Here is a 24769-nt window from a genome sequence, read left to right on the forward strand (position 1 = left end):
GTATGAACGAATATAAATATTGTATAGGCCTAATGTCAGGCACATCTTTGGACGGTATAGATGTAGCTTTATGTAAAGTTAAAGGTTATGGTTTAAATACAAAGATTAAACTAGTTACATTTGAAACTTATAATTACTCTAATGATGTTTTACAGGATATAAAGAAAGCTCTTGACTTAAGCACTAGTAGTGCTCAATTGTTATGTAGTTTGAATTTTAAGCTTGGCACAGAGTATGCAAATGCTACTAAAGCATTATTAAAAAAAGCTAACGTGGCTTTAGAACAAATTGAGTTTATAGCAAGCCATGGACAGACAATTTATCACCAAGCAAAAAATGAAGCCGGTTTTGTTAAGTCTTCTTTGCAATTAGGTGATGCTGCTACTATAGCTTATGAATGTAAAACTACAGTTGTTTCAAATTTTAGAGCAGCAGATATAGCAGCAGGAGGTGGTGGTGCGCCATTGGTACCGTATGTGGATTATCTACTATATCGTGATAAAAATAAATCAAGAGCTTTACACAATATTGGTGGGATTGCTAATACGACAGTTATCCCAAAAGGAGCCAGTATTGATCAAATAATAGCATTTGATACAGGTGCTGGTAACATGATGATTAATAGGGCGATGGAGACGCTATTTGCTAAGAGTTATGATAAAGATGGCAATGTAGCATCAAAAGGAAAGGTTATAGTAAAAATGTTAGAAGAACTTTTGGCAAATCCATACCTAAACCAACAACCTCCTAAATCAACAGGCAGAGAGCTTTTTGGAATTAGTTATACAGATAAGATTATAAAAAAATATAATGACGAGCAACCAGAAGATATTGTGCATACATTAACTATATTTACAGCCGAGAGTATAGCTAGAGCGTATCAAAGCTTTGTATTTGATAAATATGATTTAGATGAAATTATTTTCACAGGTGGAGGAGCCTACAATAACTTTTTAATTATGCAAATTAAAAAGTTACTTAATCAGACAACTATACTGACTTTTGAGGATATTGGGGAAAATAGTGACGCAAAAGAGGCTATAGCTTTTGCTGTACTTGGTAATGAAACTCTCCATAGACAATATAATAATGTTCCAGCTGCTACAGGAGCTAACCAAAAGGTTATACTAGGGCAAGTAAACTATTTTTAAAAACTAATTTGTCAAAGAAATGTCGGTAATATGTTAAAATCTTAAAAATAACAAAGACTTTTAAATTTAATTTTTAATATGAAAGTAGTCGAAATAAAACATCCAATGGTTAGACATAAGTTAGGACTTATGCGTGTTAAAGATATTAGTACCCAAGAGTTTAGGCGCTTGACAAAAGAAGTTGCTAGTTTATTGACACATGAAGTAACAGCAAGTTTTGAATTAGAAGAAGTAGAGGTTATTAGTTGGGAAGGTAGAAAAATTACAGTTGAACAGATTAAAGGTAAAAAATTAACAGTAGTACCTATTTTAAGAGCAGGGCTAGGTATGTTAGATGGTGTATTTGAGCATATACCAGCAGCTAAAGTAAGTATGGTGGGTATGTACCGTGATGAAAAAACAGCTAAACCAGTACCATATTTTGCAAAGCTTTGCGATAAGTTAGATGAAAGAATAGCACTAATAGTTGATCCTATGTTAGCAACCGGTGGTTCGATGATAGAAACCGTCTCATTACTTAAAAAAGCAGGTTCTAAAGATATTAAAATCATTACACTTGTAGCAGCCCCAGAAGGCATAGCAGCGTTAAAAAAAGCTCATCCAGATGTTGAGTTATATACAGCAGCTATAGACAGCCATTTGAACGAGGAAAAATATATTATCCCAGGATTAGGCGATGCAGGAGATAAAATTTTTGGTACAAGGTAGGGTTTTTCCTATAGCCCTTTCCTAAGGATGAGTCAGTATCCAAATTTTATTTTGGCTGTAGAAAATTTGATAAAAATCCATCTATGGCTTATTTATTTATAAAATTTGGAAAGAGCCTAAGTGAGTTATAGTTATTCTATACCTTTAGCTGCAATAGTCTCTTTGAGCCATTGTTTATGATGCCTTTCATCTTTTAAGCCTTTTTCTAGTACTTCAACAGCATCTGACCATTTGTCCTGGCGGTCTAACATTCTTTCATAAGCAGTATTAGTATCTTCTTCATTTGTAATCATTGCTTGAAGTATGCCTATATCATCACCTGTTATATTAGAAATAACTACCTTACCTTTAGTTAGCCATTGTTTCATACTAGGGCCTGTTACTCTTTCATGATCATGAAGAAGTAAAATTTCGTTTAGATCGCGTACATGTTTTTCATGCTCCTGTTTGAAATGCTGTAATTGTTCTTTATAGTTTATATTTTTTAGTCTGTTAATAGCAGCTTCATAAGCTTCTATTGCATCAAAATCTAATTCTGCCAATTCAGTAAGCGCTTTAGCAAAATTTGACTGTGTACCAACTAAAGTAGCCATAATATTTCCCCTTTTTACTTTTACTTTAAACTAATAAGCCTAATTCTAGCAAATAAACATTCATGACTAATAATTTTATACAGCAAATCTTCTTTGATTTGTTCATCAGAATTTGAACAACCTTCTTTTGATTTCTTAGATTTACAAGACAAAGCTAATCGCCAGTATTATTTGGATAACATCCAAAATCTTGATTTATAGCAATTTTTATATGTGACAGATTATAAGTTTTTTGTTCCTTAGAGAGGTCTTTATAGTTTGAATAAGTGATCTAGCCTTATTCTATATTGTTTTAGAAGGGTCTTAGAGTTTGTATTGCTTTTCTAAGAGGAAGAATTTTCCTCTTGGGCCTTTTGTATATTATCTTGCATAAGCTGTAAATTTTTTGCGTAAACGCCAGTAAAAGATAAAGTTACTAATAATGCGAAACCTATAATTTTTTTCATAGTTTATTTCTTTATGCTTGTTTTCTTATCATTATACCTTGAATCTAATGTATGTACCATATAATTTTTTACAAAAAATATTTACGGTAAAAATATTTTTAATTTAAGCTCTAAAAAGAAACTGAGCTTACAATTATAGTTATTGCTCAATTGTTTAGGTGATTTAAAAAAGAGCCAAATAGTATAAAATGTTAGCCAATGAAATTTTAAATACGAATATTTAAATTAGCTTATGACACCAAGAACGTTTTTTTATACGGATTATGATAGTTTAGCTTTTGCTGAGTTAAAATCAACTATAGATAAGCTTGCTGATTATCTTAGTCAACAAAGTTATCTATATCACACATTAGATAAACCGATAATAACAGATAGTGATTATGATAAACTTTTTCAGCTTTTACAAAGTTTGGTCGCTAAACACCCTGAATTAACCCCAGTAAATTCAGTTTTAGATAAAGTAGGTGGAAAAGTTTTAGAAGGCTTTGAGACTGTTAAGCATAAGAAAAAAATGCTTTCACTATCTAACGTATTTAGCTTGGAAGAACTTAAAAGTTTTTATGAAAAACTCGATTTTTCAAATGTTGAATTAGAGTGTGAGCCAAAAATGGACGGGCTTGCTATAAGCATTTTTTATAAAAATGGTAGATTTGATTATGCTGTAACTAGAGGTGATGGAGTTCAAGGTGAAAAAGTTTCAGAAAATGTTAAAACTATCCGAAACGTGCCCTTACGATTAAATACGAATAGCCCACCTAAGGAGCTAGAAGTAAGAGGAGAGATTATTTTAGATAAAGCTAGTTTTTTAGCACTTAATAACTATATGCAAGAGCATGGTCAAAAGAGCTTTGCAAACCCTCGTAATGCAGCTGCTGGAAGTATACGTATGTTGGATTCTAAAATTGTAGCTAAACGTCCGTTGAAATTATATTGTTATGGAGTAGGATATTATTCTAAAGACTTTGAACACCCTCCCACTCAATATCAGCTTATGAACTACCTTAAAAGCTTAGGTTTTACTATAAGTAATCATATGAGGTTAGCAACTGATTTTAATGCTATTGAAGAATATTATCACCAAATGAGCCATAGTAGAGCAGATTTGGATTATGACATTGACGGTTTAGTTTTTAAAGTTAATGATATTAAGCTTCAAGAGGCTATTGGTTATGTTTCAAGAGCACCAAAGTGGGCTGTAGCATATAAGTTTCCTGCCGAAGAAGTAGAATCAGAAGTTATTAATATTGAGTTTCAAGTAGGCAGAACAGGTGCTATAACTCCTGTAGCTAGACTTAAGTCTGTTGCAGTTGGTGGAGTTATAGTCTCAAACGCTACATTACATAATATCCATGAGATAAAGCGAAAAGATATCCGTGTGGGTGATAGAGTAATCGTACGCAGAGCTGGAGATGTAATACCAGAAGTCGTTAGAAGTCTACCAAAGTATCGTAAAACGTCAGTTAAGCTTATAGAAATGCCAAGCAACTGCCCAGTTTGTAATTCACCTGTTGAAAACATTAATGATCAAGCGATATATTGTTGTACAGGAGGTTGGCATTGTCAGGCACAAACCGCTGAACGCCTAAAACATTTTGTTTCTCGTAAAGCTATGGATATTGATAAAATTGGAGCTAAACTTATTGAACAACTAGTTAGAGATAATTTAATTAAATATCCAGCAGATATCTATAAGCTTACCTTTGAGCAATTAGTTAATCTTGAGAGAATGGGTGTTAAGTCTTCACAAAATGTTTTAGATTCAATTACCAATAGTAAAAACCCTAGCTTAGCCAGGTTTATTTTTTCTATTGGGATTAAAGACATTGGAGAAGTATCATCAGAATCGCTAGCAAATTATTTTGGTAGTTTAGAAAAGTTTCGTCAAGCTAGTTTTGATGAGCTAATATCTATAAATGATATCGGTGAAATTATGGCTAATAATGTAATTTCTTTCTGGCAAGACTCTTTGAATATAAGAATAATGGAAGATTTACTAAACGTTGGTATAGAAATATCTAATCCAAGAAAGATAGAAAAAGTTACTAACAGTAATTTTGATAATAAAATAATAGTTATCACAGGTACGTTTGAAGATTATAGCCGTACAGACTTAACGCAGCTACTGAAATCTATGGGAGCTAAAGTTACTTCAAGTGTTTCTAAAAAAACGGATATGGTCATCTGTGGTGAAAATGCAGGCAGCAAATTTACAAAAGCACAAGAGTTGGGTGTTAATGTAGTTACAGAAGATAAATTAAAAGGGTTGTTAAGTTGAGTATTAGTCAGTGCTTGAGAAAAGGAGATGTGTTATTTATAGTAGATAGTTATGAAAAAAATATTTCTAACTTATCTGTTGGCTACGGAGATTATAGTTATTACCATTGTAGCTTATATATTGGTGACAGTAGAATTATAGAGTCAGTAAAAACTGAAGGAGTCATAATCGCTGATTTAGCTAGGTACTCTAATAATAAAATATTAGTTGGGCGCACAGCCCAAAAAGATGATTTTCTTAATAATGTTATCAAGTATGCACACAAGTTAATTGGTTGTCAGTATAATGATTTATTTTTACCAAACCAATCAGGAAAGTTTTATTGTTCTGAGCTTATTCATGAATTATTTAAATACGCAAATAAAGGTATCTTTTTTAAAGAACATTACCTTAATTATATATCACTAAATGATCTCTCAGTTTCCCAATATTGGAAAGATTTTTATGGTCAATATGGCTTAAAAGTACCCCAAGGGGAAGTCGGTTCTCACCCAAACAACTTATCTTTAGATGAAAAGTTTAAGTATAGATTTTGGCTATAAATAGTATCTAATAAGCTATTAAATCATTAAATAATATTAAATTTAAATTTAAAAAATAAATAAAATGTTTTAAATTTGATAATAGTTTGATAGTTTATGTTATTAATTTAGTTAAATTATTATATGTTTTATATTGGTTATTTTTTAAATATAGCGTAAAATGTATAAAAGTAGTACTAGCTGGCATAGCTAAAATCAAGCTATTCAAGTAAATCTAGTGGTCAAGCTTGACGGAATGATATGCTACTTTTTAGTGTAGTTAGCTATAACATGCTATAAATACAAAAATTTTAACAATAATTCTAATTGTGAAAATGCAACCTCAGGAGGTAAGCTATATATGGATAGAGGTGAAAACAATAACCAGTATTCTGAAAAAAAGATAGTGATTTATTTTAAAGGGACTGGAGCGAATTCTAGGTGGATAAAAGATTTCTATAAAGACGAGATTGAAAATGATTTGTTAATGGTTTGTTTAAAAAAAAAAGACGAGTATGAAACTTACTTTGTTGAAGGTTGTGGTCAAACACTTAAAGATGTGTTTTTTCCAGATTTAAGTAAAACAGCAAAGTATTTATCTGCACAATTATCTGACGACTCTAAACTAAAGAAATTAGCGCAAAGCCGAAATAATAAATATGCAAAAAAACCTAAAAAGCTAAATAAGAGAACTTTCCAGCCTTTAAATACTGAGTTTGGTGAGTTAACTGGTGAGAAAATTAAAAATTGTAGATCTCTGGTATTAGTAGGATTCAGTAGGGGGTGTTTTACTGCAATGCTTTTTGCTAATGAATTAAACAAAGTTTCCCAAAGCAAAGAAATATTAGAGAAAACGTATCTATTTGCATTTGATCCGGTGCCTGGAAATTTCTTTTCATGTGTGCCATTTGGCATAGCAAGTAAAGCTGATATTTTAAGAAAAACCCCCATTCGTCTTGTTGTGTATGGAGTTGGTAACTACTTAAACTGGACACCTGGATTTGATAGGTACCTTCCTCCAACTTCACCTTATACTGAAAGAGATGTATTAATAATACAAAGTCGTAGTCACACTGATATAAATATAACTCTAAGTATGAGTAGTATATTTTTAGCTTACTTACGTCAAATAGAAAGTTGCTATCCTAAATATCCAAGTGAGATAAATAAAGACCATGTTAAAATTTTTTGTGAAGAAATTATTTCAAAAAATATTGTTGTCCGAAACCTTCAAGGGGAAGTTGGAGTTAAGCATCATATGATTAGTAACTATCCTATCCCTTTGGATCAGTTATATATTAACCCTTTATATTTGAGATGTAGTATCAACTCAATAGTTTTATGTAATTTATATAAGTTGGTTGATTATATGGCATTAGAGATGAATCCTTTTTTAAACGTATTTTCTCCACAAAAATACAATAAGCTAATAGCAATTCGTCAAAATATAGCTACAAGAATAAATGCAAGGCTCGTTAAAAAAGATAGTGCCCCTCAAGGAGGTGACCAAGAGCTTATTGAATTCGTGAAAAACCAGCTGTTGGAAATAGAAAAGATAGCTAAAATAACTCGTTATTCTAGTAAAGATTCAAAAAGTTATAAACTAATGCAGGACTTACTGGACTCTACAACGCATTATATTTTAAAAACTATCAAAGAAAACCCTGAAATAAAAAGTTCTTAATAATTTGTTATAAGCTATGTATAATTATTATTTTTACTTAAAATAATTTTACGAAGTATTCTGTATAATACTTATTTATATTTTTTATATGAGTGCTACTGTCATTTAATAATTTATAATAAAGATTTTTAGCTAAAGGACGAGGACCTTTATATAAAACCTCATTGATTTTATTGTTATTTTCTTGAAGAGCAGGTTCAAGCAGGCTGATATGAGCAAGAGTAGGCTGCTTTAGAAAATTTATTGCTTGAATTAAATAATGAGATAATTCGTTTTCGACATTTTCTATTTCAAGAGTATTAATTTTAAAGGACTCTACTTTTTTATCATTGATATATAAATATTCTCCAGTTATTTTTTCATTATAGATGTGATTGTACAATATACACTTTAGATAAAGTTGTAACTTATCTTTTGGTTTTAAGCTAGAAACCTTATATAAGGTTAAAGTATTATCACTAGATAATTTAATATTAGAATATATTTTTATATTTTGTATATTTGCTTCTAAAGTTAAGTTTTGTAGATTTAAGTGGTCAATTTTATCGTAAAAACTACTTACTAAGTCTAGGTTCTGGTGCAATAATTCATCAGTAAGTGGTGATTGAGGCAACCTACCAGAAAATCTAAGGTGTTTGATGCTTAAATCAATATCTTTGTGATTTTCATGACAATTTAAAAAATGTTCTTTTATTTTATAAGTTTGTAAAGCATTTATTTCGAAAGGTTCTGTATCTGAAAGTCCTGGTTCATTTTCTTGTAGAGTCAAGCCTAGAGTATGTTGTGAATAAGCTTTGAAAGGATCTTCAAAAATGTTAACTATTTCTTGTAAACTAAATTTAGTAGGCAACTCTACATCGTTATTTCTTTGGGAATTAAAATTTTGTTTCTCTGCTCTTATAAGCTTTAACCACTTATCATCGTAGCTTTGATAGTTTTTGCTATAGCATTTTGGACTAAAGGGATGTAAAGGGTATTTTTTAAGGTTGTATTTAAGATTCCAGCTATAGTGGGTTTCTAAATAACTTATAAACTCTTTGACTATAAGGCTTGGTTCTTGTTCAGAATTATTTTTGTAACTGTTTCCTTGAAAGCTTAGGTACAACACTGATCTAGCAGAAATTATTGTTTCTAAGAAGAGATATTTATCATCATCACGTTTGGTTCTGTCACCTTTTTGAGCTGAAAAATGGTTTGTCAGATCAAAACTAATTTTTGTATCTTTACGGGGATAAGTTGTACTATTAAGCCCAAGCATAGCAATTACTTTAAACGGTATACTTCTCATAGGAGTCATTGAACAGAAGGTGATTTTACCACGTAAGAAATGGTTATTTACAATAGGCTCAGAAAGAGCTGTGGTTAAAATATTTCGAATAATGGCTAGATCAATTAGCCCTGTAAAGTTAGCTTGGTCAGTATGTTGTACAATTTTTGCAATATTTTGTTTAATAACGTTTGCTATGTATTCATCAGAGTCGTCTATATTAAATAATGTATCCAGTATTTTTAATAAAAATTCTTGCCAGTCATGGGCTGAGCGTTTTTGTTTAAGTTCTTCAGAAAATGATTGTAGAAGTTCAATAAGTTCATATAGTTTTCCAAGTTCTTGAATATCATTTGTTTGGATATTCGGTAGAGTTTGCAATGAATCTTCTATAATCATAGGCTCATCAGCTAAGCAAAAACCTAACAATAGTCGTTTAAGTCCCCAATTCCAGCTAAAAGTTTGGTTATTTAATCCTCTATGTATACAGGCCTCAGTTAACCAGTATTTAATAGTTTCAAGTTGGTCAAGTGTAATGTCAAATTTTCGTTGTAAAGCTGGTACGGATAAATAATCTATAATTTTGGTAACTTCAAAGTTACTATCAGGAAGCTTAAGAATCTCAATAAAACTAGCTGCTAAACTTTCTGAATCTATAATCGATCTATCAGCTATTGAACAAGGAAGTCTGTTAGGCGAATCACTAGGAGATTTAGTGAAAACTGATTCTATATAAGGAGCATAATCCTCAATATTTGGGCACATTACTAAAACATCTTGTGGTTGCAGGGTAGAGTCTTGTTCAAAGAGCTCTAGAAGGTTATCATGTAAAACTTGTATTTCTCTAAGTGGACTATGACAAGAATTTATTATTACAGAGTTATCAATACTATTCGTATACTTTTCAGTATTTAATTCAAGTATATTTCGTTGGATATTTGTTAGTAGAGAGCCTCCATCAGAAGGTGTTATTTTTATATTCTCACATACATGCTCAAAACTAGTGAATTCTTGCTGATTTTGTTCTAAAAGTTGGTTGAAAAAATCTTTTCCTTGTTGGCCAAAGCTAGCTAATAAAGGTTGTATTGTAAAATCTTCTTCGGTATTAAGCCAACTAGCTATTTTAGCTTTTTTTAAATCGTACCAATATTCACTACAAGGGTTTAAATACAGAAGATGTATATTTGTGTACTTTGCTACTTCGAGCAGAAATTCTAAATTATTAGGTGAAATTGCACTAATTCCAAAGATGTAAATATCTTTAGGTAAAGTTTCAGAACTAAGTTTTCCTATGCCTTGTTTTTGTATTTGAATAGGTGTTTTAGGATTTTCGCTTGTAAGAAGTTGCCAAAGTTTAGCTTGCCATAGTTCGTCCTCAGAAGGTGAGTTGCTAATAAATTGAAGATTTTGCCATTTTTCTAACCAAGCAGGGCGATACTTTATATATTTGCTAAAAACATTAGCTATTTGTGAGCTTAATTGATATTTTCTTTGGCTACTATCCTTGTAGTAGTTTTTTAGTTTGGCAACGCCAATGTCATCTAGTAATTTGAATATACGCCAGCTAAGAACTTCTTTAGAATAAGCTTTCTTATGAGATTGATTGTTAGTTATTTTGTAACTAGTGTTAATTATAAAACTATTTACCATATCAAATTTTGTGTTCATGGAAATGCTGTTTTGCTTGGCAAGTTCCATGCTTAACCAGTGTTGCATGCCACGGCTACCAACTAGTATATAAGTTGGCTTAAAAATTTCTTTTTTATTAAACTGCAGTAATTTAGAAAATATCTTTACTAGATATTCAAGTTTATTAGAAGGATAGGTGTATAATGCCATAATACTTTTTATAAAAAGAAATTACTTAAGATATTAGCAAAAGCTAGTTTGAGTATAAATATTAGTAGATAAAAAGAAAGCAATTTTTCTGGCGGTGTGTTAGTTATTTCCAATTAGCTCAATTTTTTTGTTGATGGTATAGCTTGTTTGCTATAATCATTTTAACTTACAATATTTTTCCATAGAAAATGATTATTGATTCACATTGTCATCTTAACTATTTAAAGTTAGAAGATATAAGCCTTGAGCAAGTTATAAAGAATGCAAAAAGTGTGGGAGTTGAAAAGATTATATCAATTGCAGTAGCATGGCATGAAATAGACGAAATCCAACAAATATCCGAAAACTTTGAAAATGTGTATTTTTCTGTTGGGGTACATCCCAGTGAATTAGACACTTATCAGCCGAATATAGAAGAGCTGATTACTAAATCTAATCATCTTAAATGTGTAGCTATAGGAGAAACTGGCTTAGATTATTACTACAATAGTCAAGATACTAGAGCTAAGCAAATAGAAAAATTTGTAAATCATATCCAGGCGGCTATAGAAGTTTCCAAACCAATAATTGTTCACACAAGAGCAGCGAAACAAGATACTCTAGATATTTTAAAATCAGAAAATATAGAAAAGTGTGGAGGGATTTTACATTGCTTTACTGAAGATTATGATATGGCAAAACAAGCTATAGATATGGGTATGTATATTTCCTTTTCTGGGATTTTGACTTTCAAAAATGCCAAGGATATTCAAGAAACAGCTAAAAAATTACCATTAGATAGAATTTTGGTGGAAACAGATGCTCCTTATTTAACACCAGCACCATTTAGAGGTAAGCCAAATTATCCAGAGTATGTAAAGTACGTGGCAGAATTTTTAGCTTGCTTAAGGGGAGAGAGTCTCGATAAAGTTTTCCAACAAACATATAAAAATACTTGTGAAGTTTTTAAGTTGTAGATAAATATGGAAGATAATTTATTTGATGTAATTCCTAACTTTTCTAAACACGAAAAGTTTATTGATTTATTAAACGCTAAAAACATTAAAATTGAAAAGATAATTTCATATGGCCAAGTGACTTCCACTGACGCACCTTATATTCAACAACATGATGAATGGGTACTAGTATTAAAAGGCAATGCAAAGCTTAAATTAGAAGATAAAGAATATACCTTAGAGCAAGGAGAGTATCTATTTATTCCTAAAAATAGTAAGCATTGGGTAACTTATACAGACAATCCAACCATTTGGCTTGCTATCCATATTAAGGAGTAAATATGCAAGAGTTTTTAGCAGATCATTTTTTCTTGTTATGTATGTTTATAGTTTCGATGGGCTTTTTAGCAAGTTTTATAGATGCTATAGCTGGAGGTGGGGGGCTTATTAGTATTCCTGCTTTGAGTATGGTTGGTTTACCTATTATAGTTACACTTGGCACAAATAAGCTACAAGCTAGCATTGGTACAGCAATGGCTACTTTCAAATACTATAAAAGTGGGCTTATAGATTTCAAAACTGTTATTAGAGGATTGGTAGCTGGGTTTATAGGAGCGTGTTTTGGTACCGTGATGGCATTAGTTATTAACAATGAATTTATGAACTATATTGTACCGGTGCTTTTAGTTGTAGTTTTCTTATTTAGTATTTTTAATAAAAACTTAGGTGTGAATGTTGGTAAAAAAAGGATGTCAGAGGTGGCATTTTTTATCATTTTTGGTTTTCTACTAAGTGCTTATGATGGTTTTTTTGGTCCAGGCACAGGTAACTTTTGGATTATAGTTATAGTTTATTTTTTAGGATATACATTTTTACAAGCCTCAGGATACGCTAAAGTACTTAATTTAAAAAGCAATTTATTCTCATTAGTAATATTTATAGCATCTGGTCATGTGAATATATTTTATGGTTTGATGATGGCTTTGGGAAGTTTTTTTGGTGGCTGGATGGGCTCAAAAATGGTTATACTAAAAGGATCAAATTTAGTTAGACCAATATTTATAGTAGTTGTTGGTGTTACAATATTTATATTCATTTTTAGCAAAATTAGTTAGGTATATATAAAGTACTCCGATATAAATCCTGCATTTTCAAGTATTTTATGTATAACATATACTGAAATGGTATAATTTGCTTAATATTTACCAAATAATGTGATTTAGATCATATGCCAAAAGAAAAAGCTCTTGAAATAGTGAATCTGAGTAAAATTTATAAAAGTGGGTTAAAGGCAGTTGATGAGATTAGCTTTAATGTAGAAAAAGGAGATTTTTTTGCTTTGTTAGGTCCAAATGGAGCAGGTAAATCTACTACTTTAGGGATGATATCTTCACTTGTAAATAAAACGTCTGGAAAAATTAAAATATTTGGCTATGACATAGATACTAATTTTAATCAGGCTCGTAAGCATTTAGGTTTTATGGCACAGGAGATTAACTTAAATATCTTTGAGACACCTATTAGCATTTTAATAACTCAAGCCGGCTTTTTTGGTATTTCAAAAAAACAAGCTAAGCCATATGCTGAGGAACTATTAAAAAAAGTAGATTTGTATGATAAACGTAATACACAAGTAAGGTTTTTGTCTGGAGGTATGAAAAGAAGGCTCATGGTTATTAGAGCTTTAATTCATAAACCTAAACTACTGATATTAGATGAGCCAACAGCAGGTGTTGATGTTGAGCTTAGGAATTCTCTTTGGGAAATGATTTCTCAGTTTCATAAAGAAGGTTTAACTGTGATTTTAACTACACATTACTTAGAAGAGGCTGAGTCTATGTGTAACCATATTGCTTTGATTCATAAAGGAAAATTGCATATAAACACAGATATGAAAACCTTTCTAAAATCAGCAGATAAACATACATATATTTTTGATTTAAAATCTAAATGTGATGATGATATACAGCTTGAATCTGGAATAGCTAAACTAATAGATGATTACACTTTAGAGGTAGAAGTAAGCAGGGGAGCTATTTTAAATAATATTTTCTCCGAACTAAGTACAAAATATAATTTAGAAGTTTTAGATGTTAGAACCAAATCAGCTAAACTAGAACAGCTATTTATAGAGGTAGCAAGAAATAAGTAGGTGGGTAAAATGAGCATTCGAGATTATTGGATAATGTATGTAACAATTTTTAATCGTGAGAGTAAAAGGATTTTTAGAATTTGGCCACAAACTCTTTTACCTTCGGTAATCACAATAGTTTTATATTTTTTGATATTTGGTAAAGTTGTAGGAGCCCGTATAGGTGATATGCATGATGGTATTACTTATATGCAGTATATTACTCCAGGTTTAATAATAATGGCTGTGATCCAGAACTCTTATGGTAATGTGGTTAGCTCATTTTTTGGGATACGCTTTAGTAGAGCAATAGAGGAGCTTTTAGTTTCACCAGTTAATAACCATATTATTGTACTTGGGTATATTTCTGGTGGAATATTTAGAGGATTTTTAGTTGGAGTTTTTGTAAGTATAGCGGCTTTTATTTTAGGTGGTTTTACTACTATTCATAGCTTTGTTTTAGTGTTAGCTGGATTTATATTTTGTGGAGCATTATTTTCTTTAGGTGGTTTATTGAATGCTATATTTTCACAAAAGTTTGATGACACAACTATTTTTCCAACATTTGTACTTACGCCTCTTATTTATTTAGGCGGTGTTTTTTACGATATAAATAATCTATCTGGATTTTGGCACTTTTTATCAGCGTGTAATCCCCTATTTTATATAGTTGATTTTGTTAGATATGGCTTTATAGGTATTTCTACGGTAAACCCATATATAGCATTTTCTGCAATAGTTATTTTTACATTTGTTTTATACTATCTAGCTTGGTATTTGTTAAACAAAGGTATTCGTTTAAAGCCGTAAGATTTTTATTAATCAGAATTGTCTCTACAAAACCTTCAAAGCTATACTGCCTTTTTGTAATTAGTTCGTTATTCACTATGGCTAATTTAATAAGAATTGTTAATTAAAGACAGTACCAAAAGTATTTTATTTCCTTTATTATTCTAAGGTTGGTAAAGGTTATGTATAAGGCGCCTAAGGAAAAATTTATGATTTCAACAGATTCAATCACAACTCTAGCTTCTTCTTTGTTTAAATTTGAGGAGTTTTCATTTTCTAGATCAATAGATAGACACATGTATTGCATCTTAAAAGCAGATAATGTGTCTGTTGAATCATTGAAGATCGCACTTGAAACTTTGAAAGTTAGGTTAACATCTCCAGAACTTGCAAAACTTGAAGATGTAAAATCTGTCGAAGTCTGTGAAAATATAGAGAGCATTTATACTCTTTTTTTAAAAGAAAAAGAACGATATATTAAAGATTTAGAACGCCAAGAATCTTCTTATATGCGTTATAAACGTATATTCGAATCTTACTCAAAACATGTGGTGGAGTCACTCGCTTTAATTCAACAATCTTTATCTTTATGTAACACTGGGGATTACTCTGGATATGGAAAGTATTACGACAAAGTTAACGAGTTTAAATCTAAACAAAAAACAATTTTATCGATAAATGTTACTTTAGCTTCTGATAAAGAAGCTGTTTCTGCAAATTTAATCCAAAAACATTATAAATGGAAAAATCTTGATTTAAAAGATACAGGAAAATTCCTTTCGTCAAGTTTGGGTAAGCAATTGATGGAGGAGCTTGCTTATCAACCTTATAACTTTGCACTAGCTGTAAAAAACCTGTATTACAGATTTATTGATATAGACGCCTTAAGTGCACAGCTCATTCGCGCACTAGAAAAAGAAGGTAACGCCCCTACTATTTTACAAACGTTTTTTTCCCAAGCACTAGTGATTGAAACTGACGTAGATTGGTCGGCTTGCTGCTATATTTTTCGTATTATAGTAAATGCTTGGAAACCTCAAGATTCTTGTGGTGTTATGGCAACAAATATTCATACATCTCTACATGCTGTTCTCTCTAAACATGATCCAGATAACCCTGCCTTTATTGGACCTGTCTTAGATAGTATCAAATCTGGACTTTATAATGGCGTTATCATGTTACTGCTAAAACATATGCAAAAACGTATGCAAAAACATATGCAAAAACGTATGCAAAAACAAATTGTTACTAGTGAACAGAGTTTTATTCCTGGACCGCCAATCCTTGCGTATAAGAAAATTTTAGATTTTGCTACTAAATGGCAAACACGTTTAAATATTGTTAGTTTAAAACTTTCACCACTACCTTTGAAGTTGGACTACTGTATCGTCATTCATAATCAGCTTGGATCAGATACCGAACAAGTTGCAGGCATCAGCGTAATCAATGCAAAAGATAAAGATACTAGTATCGCTGTTTTCACCTCAGAAGAGTATCAAAATGCTATAGCTCAAAAACAAAATTTAATTATCAAAAAACTTATTTTTATGGGGCATAGTGGTGGTGATGAACTCAATGGTATGACTTGTGAGAGCATAGCTGAATCAATGATACAATTTAAATGTGGCAAATATACGGCTTTTACTTGTCAAGGTGCTTCTACTGAGAATATCAATCACGAACTTTTGCATCAGCAATTTAATGAACGTATACAAACAGATTCTTTACTACAGAAGAAACTTAACGATTACGAAAAAGAAGCGTTTGAAGGGTATCGTAGACGCAGTGAGATTTTAGGAGTAGATTTGCCTGAGCGGGGCGCACAAGAACCTTGGGATGATTATTCTACAAAAATAATCCGAAAGCTAAAAATAGGAAAGACTCCTGCATGGGAAGCGATCCCTAAGAATGAAATTGAGCTCCGCAATCAACTTAAAAGAAACGTTGATGCGATAAAAATACCACAGAAAGATAGTTATGATACCGATAACATTTTGTATAAAAGTGAAGAACAGATATATATAGATAACGTTGAACCAAAGAGTTATAAACCTGTAAATTACAAAATATCGAAAGAGTTCGATCGTGAAGACATAAAGGATGAAAATGAGGTTCTAAGTCTCTTTGCTATAACAACCCCATATCACATTGAAAAAGTACTAGGGGAGTTTCTTAAGCTTGTACGTACAGGTTCAAGTCTTTATCGATCTCAATATAAATTCAAAAGCTACCCTCAACCAAGTAATCCCGATTTATATCGTAAGACACTATCAGCTGCTCATAATTACCATGAGGATTTTGGAACTAATTTTGATTTTCAAAGATCTAAAGAAAACTCAATAAAGCACTATAGCAACCGTTCAAATAGTCGTTTACTATATATAAATAAGTATAATAACAACCCAAATAGTAAAGAAACATTATCTGCTTTTAATAAATTAATCCAATACGATGTAGAAACCATGACTTATTCAATTGGTATCGATGAAATATTATAACGCTGACTGTAGTTGTATTATAGAGGTAGAAACTTTGTAGATTAGCGAAATAAAAAAACGCTCATTTGTCATTTAAATGGTATATTTTACACGTTATACCACTTGCCTAAGTTGCTAAAACACATGAATATAGCTACGTTAGCCTAGTGTTAGGCAGTTTTACATACTTTTTTTATGAAAAAAGTATGTCGCTGTAGCTTGCGCAGTAAGCAGCGAAACCTATTATATTTATAAAAAATAATTCTTTGACTTTTTCAATGGCGACTAACTAGCTTTACCACCATAATACACTTTTCTAACTATGTATAAAGGACGCTGTTTTGTTTCGATAAATACCCTACCTATATAGCTTCCAAGCATGCCTATACCAATCATTTGTAGACCACTAAAAAATAGTATAAAAGTAACTAACGATGGATAACCTGGTACGCTTATACCAAAAATCAACGATTTTAATATGATGAAAGAGCCATATATAAAGCTCATGAACGCAATAAATACTCCTAAATAAGACCATATTTCTAGAGGGGCTTTACTAAAGCTAGTAATCCCATCTATAGAAAATTTGAATAGTTTCCAATAATTCCATTTAGTTTGCCCAGCAGCACGTCCCTCCCTAGTATGGTAGACAAGCTTTTCATGAAAGCCTATCCAACTAAGTAAACCTTTATTAAAACGTACTTTTTCTTTAAGCTCTAAGAAAGCATTAATAGCTGCTCTGTTTAATAATCGATAATCACCAGCATTTGGCGTTAGTTTAGTTTCACTTATTCTATTCATTAACTTATAAAAAAGCCCCGCAGAACCTTTTTTTGCAGCAGTATCTGTATCTCGATTTTCTCTGACAGCTGTAACAACTTCATAGCCTTTTAACCAATAGTCTACCATTTCTAATATTAATTCAGGTGGGTCTTGTAGGTCAGCATCTATAGAGATAGCGGCATCTCCGCTACAGTTTGCAAAACCTGCATAAAGGGCTGATTCTTTGCCAAAGTTACGTGATAAGTCTACGACTTTTATCTCGTTATGGTTTTTTTGTTTCTCTAAGAGTAGCTCTAGTGTGCTATCTGTACTACCATCATTGACAAATATTAATTCATATTTGGTTGGTAATTGCTCAGCTATAGGTATAAGCCTTGAAAAAAGTTGCTCTAAACCTTCTGACTCATCTTTGACAGGTATTATTATGCTAGTTAGTAAATTTTTCTTATCCATTATAAGTACTTGATTTATATTTGTAGCTAATACTTTAGCTTGTATATTCCTAAAAATCCATAAAAGTTTAGTTGATAAAAGTCCTTTTTGTTATAATCTTAATAGTAATTTTAAAAGATACTTAAAGATGTCATTTGTATATAAAAAGATAGCTATTATTGGCAAGCACCATAAAAAAGAAGTTGGTGAAACTATACAGGGATTATGCTATCAACTAAATGATTTGGGTTTAGATGTGATAATCGAGCGTGAATCTAGTCATAACCTAGCTCTAAAAGACACCCCGAAAATGTGCCTGAAAGATATAGCTTTAAACTGTGATGTTGCCATAATAATAGGTGGTGATGGAAATTTTCTGCAAGTATCTAGAGTTTTGGCATTATATAGCAATATACCAGTTATAGGCGTTAACAAAGGTAAGCTTGGATTTTTAACGACTATTACATCTGATAGTAAGGGGTTACAAGGTGATCTAATAGATATTTTAAAAGGTAAAAGCGCTCTTTCTAAGATGGCTATGTTAAAGTGTCAAGTTGATAACATTGAGGCTCCATTAGAAGCTTCGATAGCCTTAAACGAAATAGCTATAACAGCTAGTAGAGGCCGGATGTTTGGGTTGAAAGTTTTTATTGATGGTGGCTATGCTTTTGACCAAAGAGGTGATGGGTTAATAGTAGCTACACCGACAGGTTCTACAGCCCATGCAATGTCAGCAGGTGGACCAATACTTAACCCTAATCAAAACAGTATGGTTTTAGTACCAGTATGCTCACATTCATTAAATAGCAGACCACTAGTAATTTCAGATGATAGTATTATAGATATTTATATAACTGATTATAATAATCCTGAACCTGTACTAAGTATAGATGGGCGTCATGATATTATTTTAAAGTCAGAGCAAAAAGTTACTATTAGAAAAGCTAGTAAAAAGGTTTCTGTGCTTCATACAGAAAATTATAATTACTATGACACTTTGCGTGAAAAACTAGGTTGGGGTAAGGTGTTGTTTTAGGCTTAAGCGAGTCTAAGCTTTTATTAGTTATCTGAAATTAAAACTTTTTATAGAAAGATTTTTCTGCATGTCTTTAGCATCTTTGTTTGGATATGCTGTATAGTTTTCTCTAGCTAAATGTAGCTTACTAATATCAAAATCTTCAATAAGCATCTGCTCATAATTAAACTTACCTTTAGCAATTTTTCCTGCTGGAAATTCTTTCTGCTGAGGGCTTGTAAATAGCATCTGAGAAACACCATCTGCATTTTCTAGATTATTTTTATCAAGGTTAGAAACCATACCAACAGCTACACCGTAAGAGTAGTTTTGTATGGATAACATTTTTATAGCTGTTTGAACACGGTTTAAACCATAAATATCATCTGTATATGATGGTACAATTATAATATCTGGTTCAATTTGACTCAGAGCTAAAGAAATATTAGCAAATTCGCTAGTATAACAAATTAAAATAGCGACTCGTCCAAATTTTGTATTTAATACTAATATATCGTTACCACTACCGGTATAACCAACTTTTCGCTCACTAGGGGTTAGGTATATTTTGTCTTGCTCTATAACATAACCGCTAGGTATACCAATCAAAGCTGTATTATAAAGTTTTTGGTCTTTTTGTTTAACAGTAGAGCCAGCTACAATATATACATCTAGCTTTCTAGAGAGGTCTGAGACAAAATTTTTTATTTGATCATAAAACTTTGATAGTTTGACTAAACTATCTTTGCTCCAAGGATCATTATAGATAAGGTTTAACATATCATCTTCTGGGAAAACTATAATATTAGCTCCTTGATCTTTAGCTTTAGTTGCATAATTAGTTATACTTTGCTTTAGCTCTTCAAATGATTGTTGTTTTGCGGTAAGTTGTATTGCTGCAATTTTAGCATTATTAGCAAATACTGCTTGTATACAAAATATTAAAGCTAAGCTTATTATGATTCTTTTTAGCATACGTTTTCCCTCTTAGATGTTTTTTAAAAATAATTTACCTGAATGATAGACATATAGGATTTGATTGTAAACTAAATGTGTTTAGCTCTAATTGCAAATTCAATATCTTGTCTATAAGCTATGGGACTCTATTTATCTATATCAACAGTTTAACCAGTGTTATAATTAAAGCATAAGAATTTTTACTGAGAAATTAACTTGATTACTTTAGGAAACTATCATAATTTAAGAGTTATAGATGTTCATGAGTATATATTACATCTTGATGCTGTAGAATTAGGCGTTGCAACTTTACTTAAAAAAGAGTTGGAAAATGATTTGAGTGTAGGAGATACTATAAATGTACTTTTATACGAAAATTCTAAGTCTGAGCTTATGGCTACTACAAAAAAAGTAGCAGTTGTTGGTGAAATTGCTTTTTTACCAGTCAAATCAATTATTAATATAGGAGCGTTTCTAGATTGGGGTTTAGATAAAGATTTGCTTGTACCTTTAGCTGAGCAACATAGACCTTTTGAGCTTGGGAAATCATATTTAGTATATATCTACCGTGATAAAGTAAATGGTAAGCTTATAGCTTCTTCTAAGATAAACAAATTTATATCAGATTTTGATGATGGTGATTTTAAGCTTAACCAAGAGGTTAACCTGATTATAGGGAACTCAACTGATATCGGTTATAAAGCAATCATAAATAATACTCATTGGGGTGTACTATACAAAAATGAAGTATTTCAAAGGTTAAGCTTTGGGCAATCTACGAAGGGCTATATTAAATCTATCCGTAAAGATGGTCGAATAGATTTAAGTTTGCAACAATTAGTATATAAAGACCTTGCTAAGAATGCTCAGAAAATATACGACTATTTAGTTTCTAAAGGTGGTTTTGTAGCATTTCATGATAAGTTAGACCCTGTTCTTATAAAAAAAGAATTTGGTATTAGTAAATCATCATTTAAAAAAGCTATAGGTAGCTTATTTAAAAGTAAGAAAATCTTGATAAAAGCAGATGGAATTTATTTGTCTTCATAAGCTAAAAAAGTTCTACTAAAATTATTATTATAAAAACTGTGATAAAAATTGCAGAAATAAGTTCTATTTTTTTTATAGCTTTAAAAAACATTTCTCTTAATTTATTATTGCCAAAAAATATAGCTACTGTACAAAACCAAATCGCAGTAGTTAAAGTTATACATAACCAGACAGCAATTTTTTCAAAGCTGGTTAGCTCATCAACTAAGCTTAGCATAGAGCTGAAAAATACAACCACTTTAGCATTAGCAAGATTGGTGAAAGCTCCATTTAAAAAGAACTTGAAAGCTGGATGCTCTTCAAGTTGATATAAATTTTTTATGTATTGCTCAGCATTGGAGTTTTGTGGACTTTTTGTAAAAACATTTTTATAGAGATTAAAAGCTAAATAAGCTAAATAAGCTACTCCGATTAATATGATAAATTTAAATAAAATAGGTTCTTTGTAGAGTAAAAATGAGCCAAACCAGTATACAAAGAAAGTATTTAGGAATATTCCAGAAGCTACTCCCAAGGCAGTATAAATACCATATTTTTGCCCAAATTTGATAGAGTTGCTAATAGTTACAAAGAAATCTGGACCTGGTAGAATAAGGCAACTTATTTGTAAAGCTATAATAGTTAAGAATATTAGCATTGTTAGACTCTTATTTTTAATTTACTTAATATAGAATAGTATTAACAAAATTGTTATAAATCTAGAAAAATGTTTGATAAACCCAAAGAAAATTTGCGTCAAATAAAAAGCTATGTTCAAAGAGCGGGGAGAGTCACAAAAAAACAGCAGTTAGCATTGGAAACATATTCTGAAAAATACCTAATAGAATATAGAAAAGAACAAAAGTTAAACTTTGCTAATATTTTTAATAACCGTCATCCAGTGATTTTAGAAATAGGTTTTGGTATGGGGACTTCTCTCGTACAAATGGCACTAGAAAATCCAGATAAAAATTACCTTGGAATTGAAGTTCATAAGGCAGGTGTGGGTAATATATTATATGAAATAGAGCATAGAGACATTTCAAACTTACAAGTTATAAGCCACGATGCTTTAGAGGTATTACAAGATATGATCGAAGATAATTCTTTAAAAGCAATTCAGATATATTTTCCTGATCCATGGCATAAAAAAAAGCATAATAAACGTAGGTTAGTCAATCAATCTAACCTTGACCTTTTCGCTAGAAAATTAGATAAAGGTGGGTTGTTGCATTTTGCTAGTGACTGGTTACCTTATGCCGAAGATGTTTTAGGGTTGCTAGAAAACCACGGTCAGTATAAAAATTTATATTCAGACTTTGCTCCTAGACCAGACTGGCGCCCTTTGACAAAGTTTGAAAAAAGAGGGCAAAGCTTAGAACATCCGATATCAGATATGCTGTTTGAAAAAGTTTAAGGAAAAGTAGTGAATATAGCTAGATATAAAAAAGGCTTTGTAAAAATAAACGAGTATAATAGTAAGCTTCATTTTGGCAATGTTTATTGTCCTGATTGTGGAGTTGCTAAAGTTAAGTTGGTACGTAAAGCTGATCAAGAATCATATTTTGAATTTATTACCGAAGATAATCCCCATGATGAGCTATGTCCTAGAATAAGCAAGCCTATTGATGATAATAAAATCAAAGAGCTTATAGCTAGTGATTCAAAAAAAGATATGAGTAAAGTTAACTTTATAGTTAATAAAAACCTCGAACGTTGCATAAATTTACTTACTAAAGTAGAGAATGATGGTAAATTAAATTACGCAGATACCTTGAATTTGATGCCAAAGAAAAAGCAACAAATGGTAGAAAAACGTGTTAGAGAATATTCTAAACAAGATATTTATACTATAAATACTTTTGAGTTAGCAGATATAGATTTGGAAAAAGTAAAAGGTAAATATGCTGTGCTATATGGAGTTGCAGGAATTACCTCTTCAAATATAGGTGAAAGCCTAAAGCTATTGTTTAAAATAAATGAAGGTTCTAGATTTTCAACCTTTATCGTACCCAACCAGGTCAAATATTTAAACTTTGATAAAAGTATCAGAGCTAAGTTTGCGGTATTTGGTAAGCTAAAGGTAGTAGATAAATTTATAAATATCGAGATACGTTCAACTAGAGATTTAGTTATAAGGGGCTAAGTTTTGTATGAATATAAAAATTAGGCATGAGCAACTTGCAGATCAAGAGCTTATATATAAGCTTATTTCTAATTGTTTTGAAAGTGGTGATGAGGAAAAATTAGTCAGACTATTACATACAGACCACCAGAATTTGATATCTTTAGTTGCAGAGTTAGATAATCAGATTATTGGACAGATAATTCTTTCAAAAATGTCTCAAGATGGTATTCCAAATATAGACATATATGGATTAGCTCCAATGTGTGTATCTCCAAATTACCAAAATTTAGGAATTGGAGCAAAGCTAGTTGAACAAGTTATACAAGAAGCAAAAAAGTGTAACATTGATGCTATATTTGTTCTAGGGCATCCAAACTATTACCCGCGATTTGGTTTTAAACCTGCTACAGAATACAATGTAAAATGTGAATATGATGTTCCAGCAGATGTATTTATGGTTCTTGATTTGTCTGGTAAATTAAAGAAGTTACATGGCAAAACAGTTTACTATGCCGAAGAATTTAAAGAAATATTCTAAATTTACTGAAAAATCATCCTCGTGCTTAACACGGGTGAGCTCCTGAAATAGCTTAAAATTAAGCTATTTCAGTTAGCAGTACTTTTATTACGTGTTTGGCTAGAGCTTTAATTGATCCATTATATTGTTGATTTCTAAATTAGTATTTGCTAATATATAAACAGGTTTAGTCTTTGGAGCTTGAAATGGATTTAGTACAAATGCAAAAAAATGCTAGTAAAGCTGCTGATATGCTTAAAGCTATTTCACATGAATCAAGATTGCTTATTTTGTGCTTACTTACAAAAGGTGAGATGTCTGTAGGTGAATTAGCTAAATATTCTGATTTAAGTCAATCAGCCTTTTCACAACATTTATCAGTACTTAGAAAAAAAGGCTTAGTTAAGGTCAGAAAAGAATCACAAGTTTGTTTTTATAGTATAAAAGACAAAGGTGTAGCAAAGATATTAGAAGCTTTGCACTCAGTTTATTGTGAAGATAAGTAAAAAAAATTTAATACAAATATTAGAGTTATCTAAATTAGAAAAAAATAAAAGGAGAAAAAGATGCATAAAGTAGAAAAAATATCAGTAAGAGAATTTTTGGATTTACAAAAAAAAGAAAAAGTTAAATTAATAGATATTAGAACACCTCATGAGCATAAAAGAGAATGTATTGATTGTGCTGAAAACATTATGATTGATGATATTTATGATGCTGACATTAAGTCTGATGAAGTCGTAGTACTTCATTGCCAATCTGGTAATAGAACTAATCAGGCAGCAGATAAAGTTTCTGGACTTAAAGCAAAGAAAGTTTATCTTTTAGATGGTGGTATAAACTCATGGAAACAACATAAGCAACCAACTCAAAAAAACGTAAAAGAGCCTTTTCCAATTATGCGTCAAGTGCAAATAGTAGTTGGTTTTATGGTGCTATTAGGGGTAGTATTGTCATTTACAGTGTCACAATATTTTGCAATTTTAAGCGGTTTTTTTGGAGCTGGCCTTTTGTTTGCAGGTTTGTCTGGCACTTGTGCTTTAGCAAATATCTTACAGATGTTACCGTACAATAAGAAAGCTAAATAGGAGA

25 protein-coding genes are annotated in these 24769 nt (G+C 31.1%); 18 read left to right on the plus strand and 7 right to left on the minus strand.

Annotated elements, in window-relative coordinates:
- Window positions 1-2: 2 nt before the first annotated feature.
- The gene (gene anmK, locus FRA_RS02095) at window positions 3-1151 is read left to right on the plus strand and encodes an anhydro-N-acetylmuramic acid kinase AnmK (protein ID WP_035721471.1); all 1149 of its coding nucleotides are present in this window, start codon (window positions 3-5) and stop codon (window positions 1149-1151) included.
- A gap of 78 nt (window positions 1152-1229) precedes the next feature.
- Window positions 1230-1859 (plus strand): uracil phosphoribosyltransferase, encoded by a 630-nt coding sequence (gene upp, locus FRA_RS02100; RefSeq protein WP_035721472.1) that lies wholly within the window; start codon window positions 1230-1232, stop codon window positions 1857-1859.
- A gap of 131 nt (window positions 1860-1990) precedes the next feature.
- Here upp and FRA_RS02105 read toward each other — a convergent pair whose 3' ends face one another.
- The 3 genes from FRA_RS02105 to FRA_RS02115 form a co-directional block, all read right to left on the minus strand.
- Entirely contained in the window at window positions 1991-2452 is a 462-nt protein-coding gene (locus FRA_RS02105) for a DUF2383 domain-containing protein (protein ID WP_035721473.1), read from the minus strand.
- 20 nt (window positions 2453-2472) lie between these two features.
- Window positions 2473-2604, minus strand: a complete 132-nt coding sequence (locus tag FRA_RS02110; protein ID WP_321174142.1) for a hypothetical protein — start codon at window positions 2602-2604, stop codon at window positions 2473-2475.
- A 171-nt stretch (window positions 2605-2775) separates the two neighbouring features.
- A complete protein-coding gene (locus tag FRA_RS02115) occupies window positions 2776-2898 on the minus strand; it encodes a hypothetical protein (protein ID WP_280954105.1) in 123 nt (40 codons plus the stop codon).
- A 232-nt stretch (window positions 2899-3130) separates the two neighbouring features.
- Between FRA_RS02115 and ligA the strand changes: the two genes are divergently transcribed.
- The 3 genes from ligA to FRA_RS02130 all read left to right on the plus strand — a co-directional run bounded on the left by ligA (window position 3131) and on the right by FRA_RS02130 (window position 7378).
- Window positions 3131-5173 carry an NAD-dependent DNA ligase LigA gene (gene ligA / locus FRA_RS02120; protein WP_035721475.1) on the plus strand — a complete coding sequence of 681 codons (2043 nt, stop codon included), beginning with the start codon at window positions 3131-3133 and terminating at the stop codon, window positions 5171-5173.
- Window positions 5170-5715, plus strand: coding sequence for a YiiX/YebB-like N1pC/P60 family cysteine hydrolase (locus FRA_RS02125; protein ID WP_035721477.1), 546 nt, complete (start codon window positions 5170-5172; stop codon window positions 5713-5715). Before ligA ends, FRA_RS02125 begins: the two co-directional genes overlap by 4 nt.
- Window positions 5716-6055: 340 nt before the next feature.
- Window positions 6056-7378 (plus strand): hypothetical protein, encoded by a 1323-nt coding sequence (locus tag FRA_RS02130; protein WP_035721479.1) that lies wholly within the window; start codon window positions 6056-6058, stop codon window positions 7376-7378.
- Window positions 7379-7415: 37 nt separating this feature from the next.
- On the opposite strand, the gene recC is transcribed toward FRA_RS02130, so the two are convergent.
- Complete coding sequence (gene recC, locus FRA_RS02135; protein ID WP_051686804.1) at window positions 7416-10484, minus strand: exodeoxyribonuclease V subunit gamma; 3069 nt, start codon at window positions 10482-10484, stop codon at window positions 7416-7418.
- A 188-nt stretch (window positions 10485-10672) separates the two neighbouring features.
- Here recC and FRA_RS02140 point away from each other — a divergent pair, with 188 nt between their 5' ends.
- The 6 genes from FRA_RS02140 (at window position 10673) to FRA_RS02165 (ending at window position 16837) form a co-directional block, all read left to right on the plus strand.
- Window positions 10673-11440 (plus strand): TatD family hydrolase, encoded by a 768-nt coding sequence (locus FRA_RS02140; protein ID WP_035721481.1) that lies wholly within the window; start codon window positions 10673-10675, stop codon window positions 11438-11440.
- A gap of 6 nt (window positions 11441-11446) precedes the next feature.
- On the plus strand, window positions 11447-11758 hold the full coding sequence (locus FRA_RS02145; RefSeq protein ID WP_035721483.1) for a cupin domain-containing protein: 312 nt from the start codon (window positions 11447-11449) through the stop codon (window positions 11756-11758).
- A gap of 2 nt (window positions 11759-11760) precedes the next feature.
- A complete protein-coding gene (locus FRA_RS02150) occupies window positions 11761-12534 on the plus strand; it encodes a TSUP family transporter (protein ID WP_035721485.1) in 774 nt (257 codons plus the stop codon).
- Window positions 12535-12647: 113 nt separating this feature from the next.
- Entirely contained in the window at window positions 12648-13571 is a 924-nt protein-coding gene (locus FRA_RS02155; protein WP_035721488.1) for an ABC transporter ATP-binding protein, read from the plus strand.
- A 9-nt stretch (window positions 13572-13580) separates the two neighbouring features.
- The gene (locus FRA_RS02160; protein ID WP_035721490.1) at window positions 13581-14360 is read left to right on the plus strand and encodes an ABC transporter permease; all 780 of its coding nucleotides are present in this window, start codon (window positions 13581-13583) and stop codon (window positions 14358-14360) included.
- 161 nt (window positions 14361-14521) lie between these two features.
- A complete protein-coding gene (locus FRA_RS02165; protein WP_464110831.1) occupies window positions 14522-16837 on the plus strand; it encodes a hypothetical protein in 2316 nt (771 codons plus the stop codon).
- 264 nt (window positions 16838-17101) lie between these two features.
- Here the strand turns inward: FRA_RS02165 and FRA_RS02170 are convergent, their stop codons facing one another.
- Window positions 17102-18052, minus strand: coding sequence for a glycosyltransferase family 2 protein (locus FRA_RS02170; protein ID WP_035721495.1), 951 nt, complete (start codon window positions 18050-18052; stop codon window positions 17102-17104).
- Between the two features lie 127 nt (window positions 18053-18179).
- Here FRA_RS02170 and FRA_RS02175 point away from each other — a divergent pair, with 127 nt between their 5' ends.
- Complete coding sequence (locus FRA_RS02175) at window positions 18180-19067, plus strand: NAD(+)/NADH kinase (protein WP_035721498.1); 888 nt, start codon at window positions 18180-18182, stop codon at window positions 19065-19067.
- A gap of 27 nt (window positions 19068-19094) precedes the next feature.
- Here the strand turns inward: FRA_RS02175 and FRA_RS02180 are convergent, their stop codons facing one another.
- Window positions 19095-20021, minus strand: coding sequence for a nitrilase-related carbon-nitrogen hydrolase (locus FRA_RS02180; protein ID WP_035721499.1), 927 nt, complete (start codon window positions 20019-20021; stop codon window positions 19095-19097).
- A 198-nt stretch (window positions 20022-20219) separates the two neighbouring features.
- Here FRA_RS02180 and FRA_RS02185 point away from each other — a divergent pair, with 198 nt between their 5' ends.
- Window positions 20220-21053: a CvfB family protein gene (locus FRA_RS02185; protein WP_035721501.1), complete on the plus strand. Its 834-nt coding sequence runs from the start codon at window positions 20220-20222 to the stop codon at window positions 21051-21053.
- 1 nt (window position 21054) lies between these two features.
- Here FRA_RS02185 and FRA_RS02190 read toward each other — a convergent pair whose 3' ends face one another.
- A complete protein-coding gene (locus tag FRA_RS02190) occupies window positions 21055-21690 on the minus strand; it encodes a LysE family transporter (protein ID WP_035721504.1) in 636 nt (211 codons plus the stop codon).
- 69 nt (window positions 21691-21759) lie between these two features.
- Between FRA_RS02190 and trmB the strand changes: the two genes are divergently transcribed.
- The 5 genes from trmB (at window position 21760) to FRA_RS02215 (ending at window position 24765) form a co-directional block, all read left to right on the plus strand.
- Entirely contained in the window at window positions 21760-22449 is a 690-nt protein-coding gene (gene trmB, locus FRA_RS02195; protein ID WP_035721506.1) for a tRNA (guanosine(46)-N7)-methyltransferase TrmB, read from the plus strand.
- A 9-nt stretch (window positions 22450-22458) separates the two neighbouring features.
- Complete coding sequence (locus tag FRA_RS02200; protein WP_035721509.1) at window positions 22459-23178, plus strand: hypothetical protein; 720 nt, start codon at window positions 22459-22461, stop codon at window positions 23176-23178.
- A gap of 7 nt (window positions 23179-23185) precedes the next feature.
- A complete protein-coding gene (locus tag FRA_RS02205) occupies window positions 23186-23698 on the plus strand; it encodes a GNAT family N-acetyltransferase (RefSeq protein ID WP_035721512.1) in 513 nt (170 codons plus the stop codon).
- Between the two features lie 185 nt (window positions 23699-23883).
- Window positions 23884-24183: an ArsR/SmtB family transcription factor gene (locus FRA_RS02210; RefSeq protein WP_035721515.1), complete on the plus strand. Its 300-nt coding sequence runs from the start codon at window positions 23884-23886 to the stop codon at window positions 24181-24183.
- A 60-nt stretch (window positions 24184-24243) separates the two neighbouring features.
- Window positions 24244-24765 (plus strand): rhodanese-like domain-containing protein, encoded by a 522-nt coding sequence (locus FRA_RS02215; protein WP_035721518.1) that lies wholly within the window; start codon window positions 24244-24246, stop codon window positions 24763-24765.
- Window positions 24766-24769 lie beyond the last annotated feature (4 nt).

This window comes from Allofrancisella heilbronnii, from assembly GCF_000710735.2.
Classification (GTDB): domain Bacteria; phylum Pseudomonadota; class Gammaproteobacteria; order Francisellales; family Francisellaceae; genus Francisella; species Francisella frigidaquae.

Coding starts and splice junctions, on each gene's coding strand:
- anmK (WP_035721471.1), top strand. CDS start 3: ATGAACGAATATAAATATTGTATAGGCCTAATGTCAGGCACATCTTTG.
- upp (WP_035721472.1), top strand. CDS start 1,230: ATGAAAGTAGTCGAAATAAAACATCCAATGGTTAGACATAAGTTAGGA.
- FRA_RS02105 (WP_035721473.1), bottom strand. CDS start 2,452: ATGGCTACTTTAGTTGGTACACAGTCAAATTTTGCTAAAGCGCTTACT.
- FRA_RS02115 (WP_280954105.1), bottom strand. CDS start 2,898: ATGAAAAAAATTATAGGTTTCGCATTATTAGTAACTTTATCTTTTACT.
- ligA (WP_035721475.1), top strand. CDS start 3,131: ATGACACCAAGAACGTTTTTTTATACGGATTATGATAGTTTAGCTTTT.
- FRA_RS02130 (WP_035721479.1), top strand. CDS start 6,056: ATGGATAGAGGTGAAAACAATAACCAGTATTCTGAAAAAAAGATAGTG.
- recC (WP_051686804.1), bottom strand. CDS start 10,484: ATGGCATTATACACCTATCCTTCTAATAAACTTGAATATCTAGTAAAG.
- FRA_RS02140 (WP_035721481.1), top strand. CDS start 10,673: ATGATTATTGATTCACATTGTCATCTTAACTATTTAAAGTTAGAAGAT.
- FRA_RS02145 (WP_035721483.1), top strand. CDS start 11,447: ATGGAAGATAATTTATTTGATGTAATTCCTAACTTTTCTAAACACGAA.
- FRA_RS02150 (WP_035721485.1), top strand. CDS start 11,761: ATGCAAGAGTTTTTAGCAGATCATTTTTTCTTGTTATGTATGTTTATA.
- FRA_RS02155 (WP_035721488.1), top strand. CDS start 12,648: ATGCCAAAAGAAAAAGCTCTTGAAATAGTGAATCTGAGTAAAATTTAT.
- FRA_RS02160 (WP_035721490.1), top strand. CDS start 13,581: ATGAGCATTCGAGATTATTGGATAATGTATGTAACAATTTTTAATCGT.
- FRA_RS02165 (WP_464110831.1), top strand. CDS start 14,522: ATGTATAAGGCGCCTAAGGAAAAATTTATGATTTCAACAGATTCAATC.
- FRA_RS02170 (WP_035721495.1), bottom strand. CDS start 18,052: ATGGATAAGAAAAATTTACTAACTAGCATAATAATACCTGTCAAAGAT.
- FRA_RS02175 (WP_035721498.1), top strand. CDS start 18,180: ATGTCATTTGTATATAAAAAGATAGCTATTATTGGCAAGCACCATAAA.
- FRA_RS02180 (WP_035721499.1), bottom strand. CDS start 20,021: ATGCTAAAAAGAATCATAATAAGCTTAGCTTTAATATTTTGTATACAA.
- FRA_RS02190 (WP_035721504.1), bottom strand. CDS start 21,690: ATGCTAATATTCTTAACTATTATAGCTTTACAAATAAGTTGCCTTATT.
- trmB (WP_035721506.1), top strand. CDS start 21,760: ATGTTTGATAAACCCAAAGAAAATTTGCGTCAAATAAAAAGCTATGTT.
- FRA_RS02205 (WP_035721512.1), top strand. CDS start 23,186: ATGAATATAAAAATTAGGCATGAGCAACTTGCAGATCAAGAGCTTATA.
- FRA_RS02210 (WP_035721515.1), top strand. CDS start 23,884: ATGGATTTAGTACAAATGCAAAAAAATGCTAGTAAAGCTGCTGATATG.
- FRA_RS02215 (WP_035721518.1), top strand. CDS start 24,244: ATGCATAAAGTAGAAAAAATATCAGTAAGAGAATTTTTGGATTTACAA.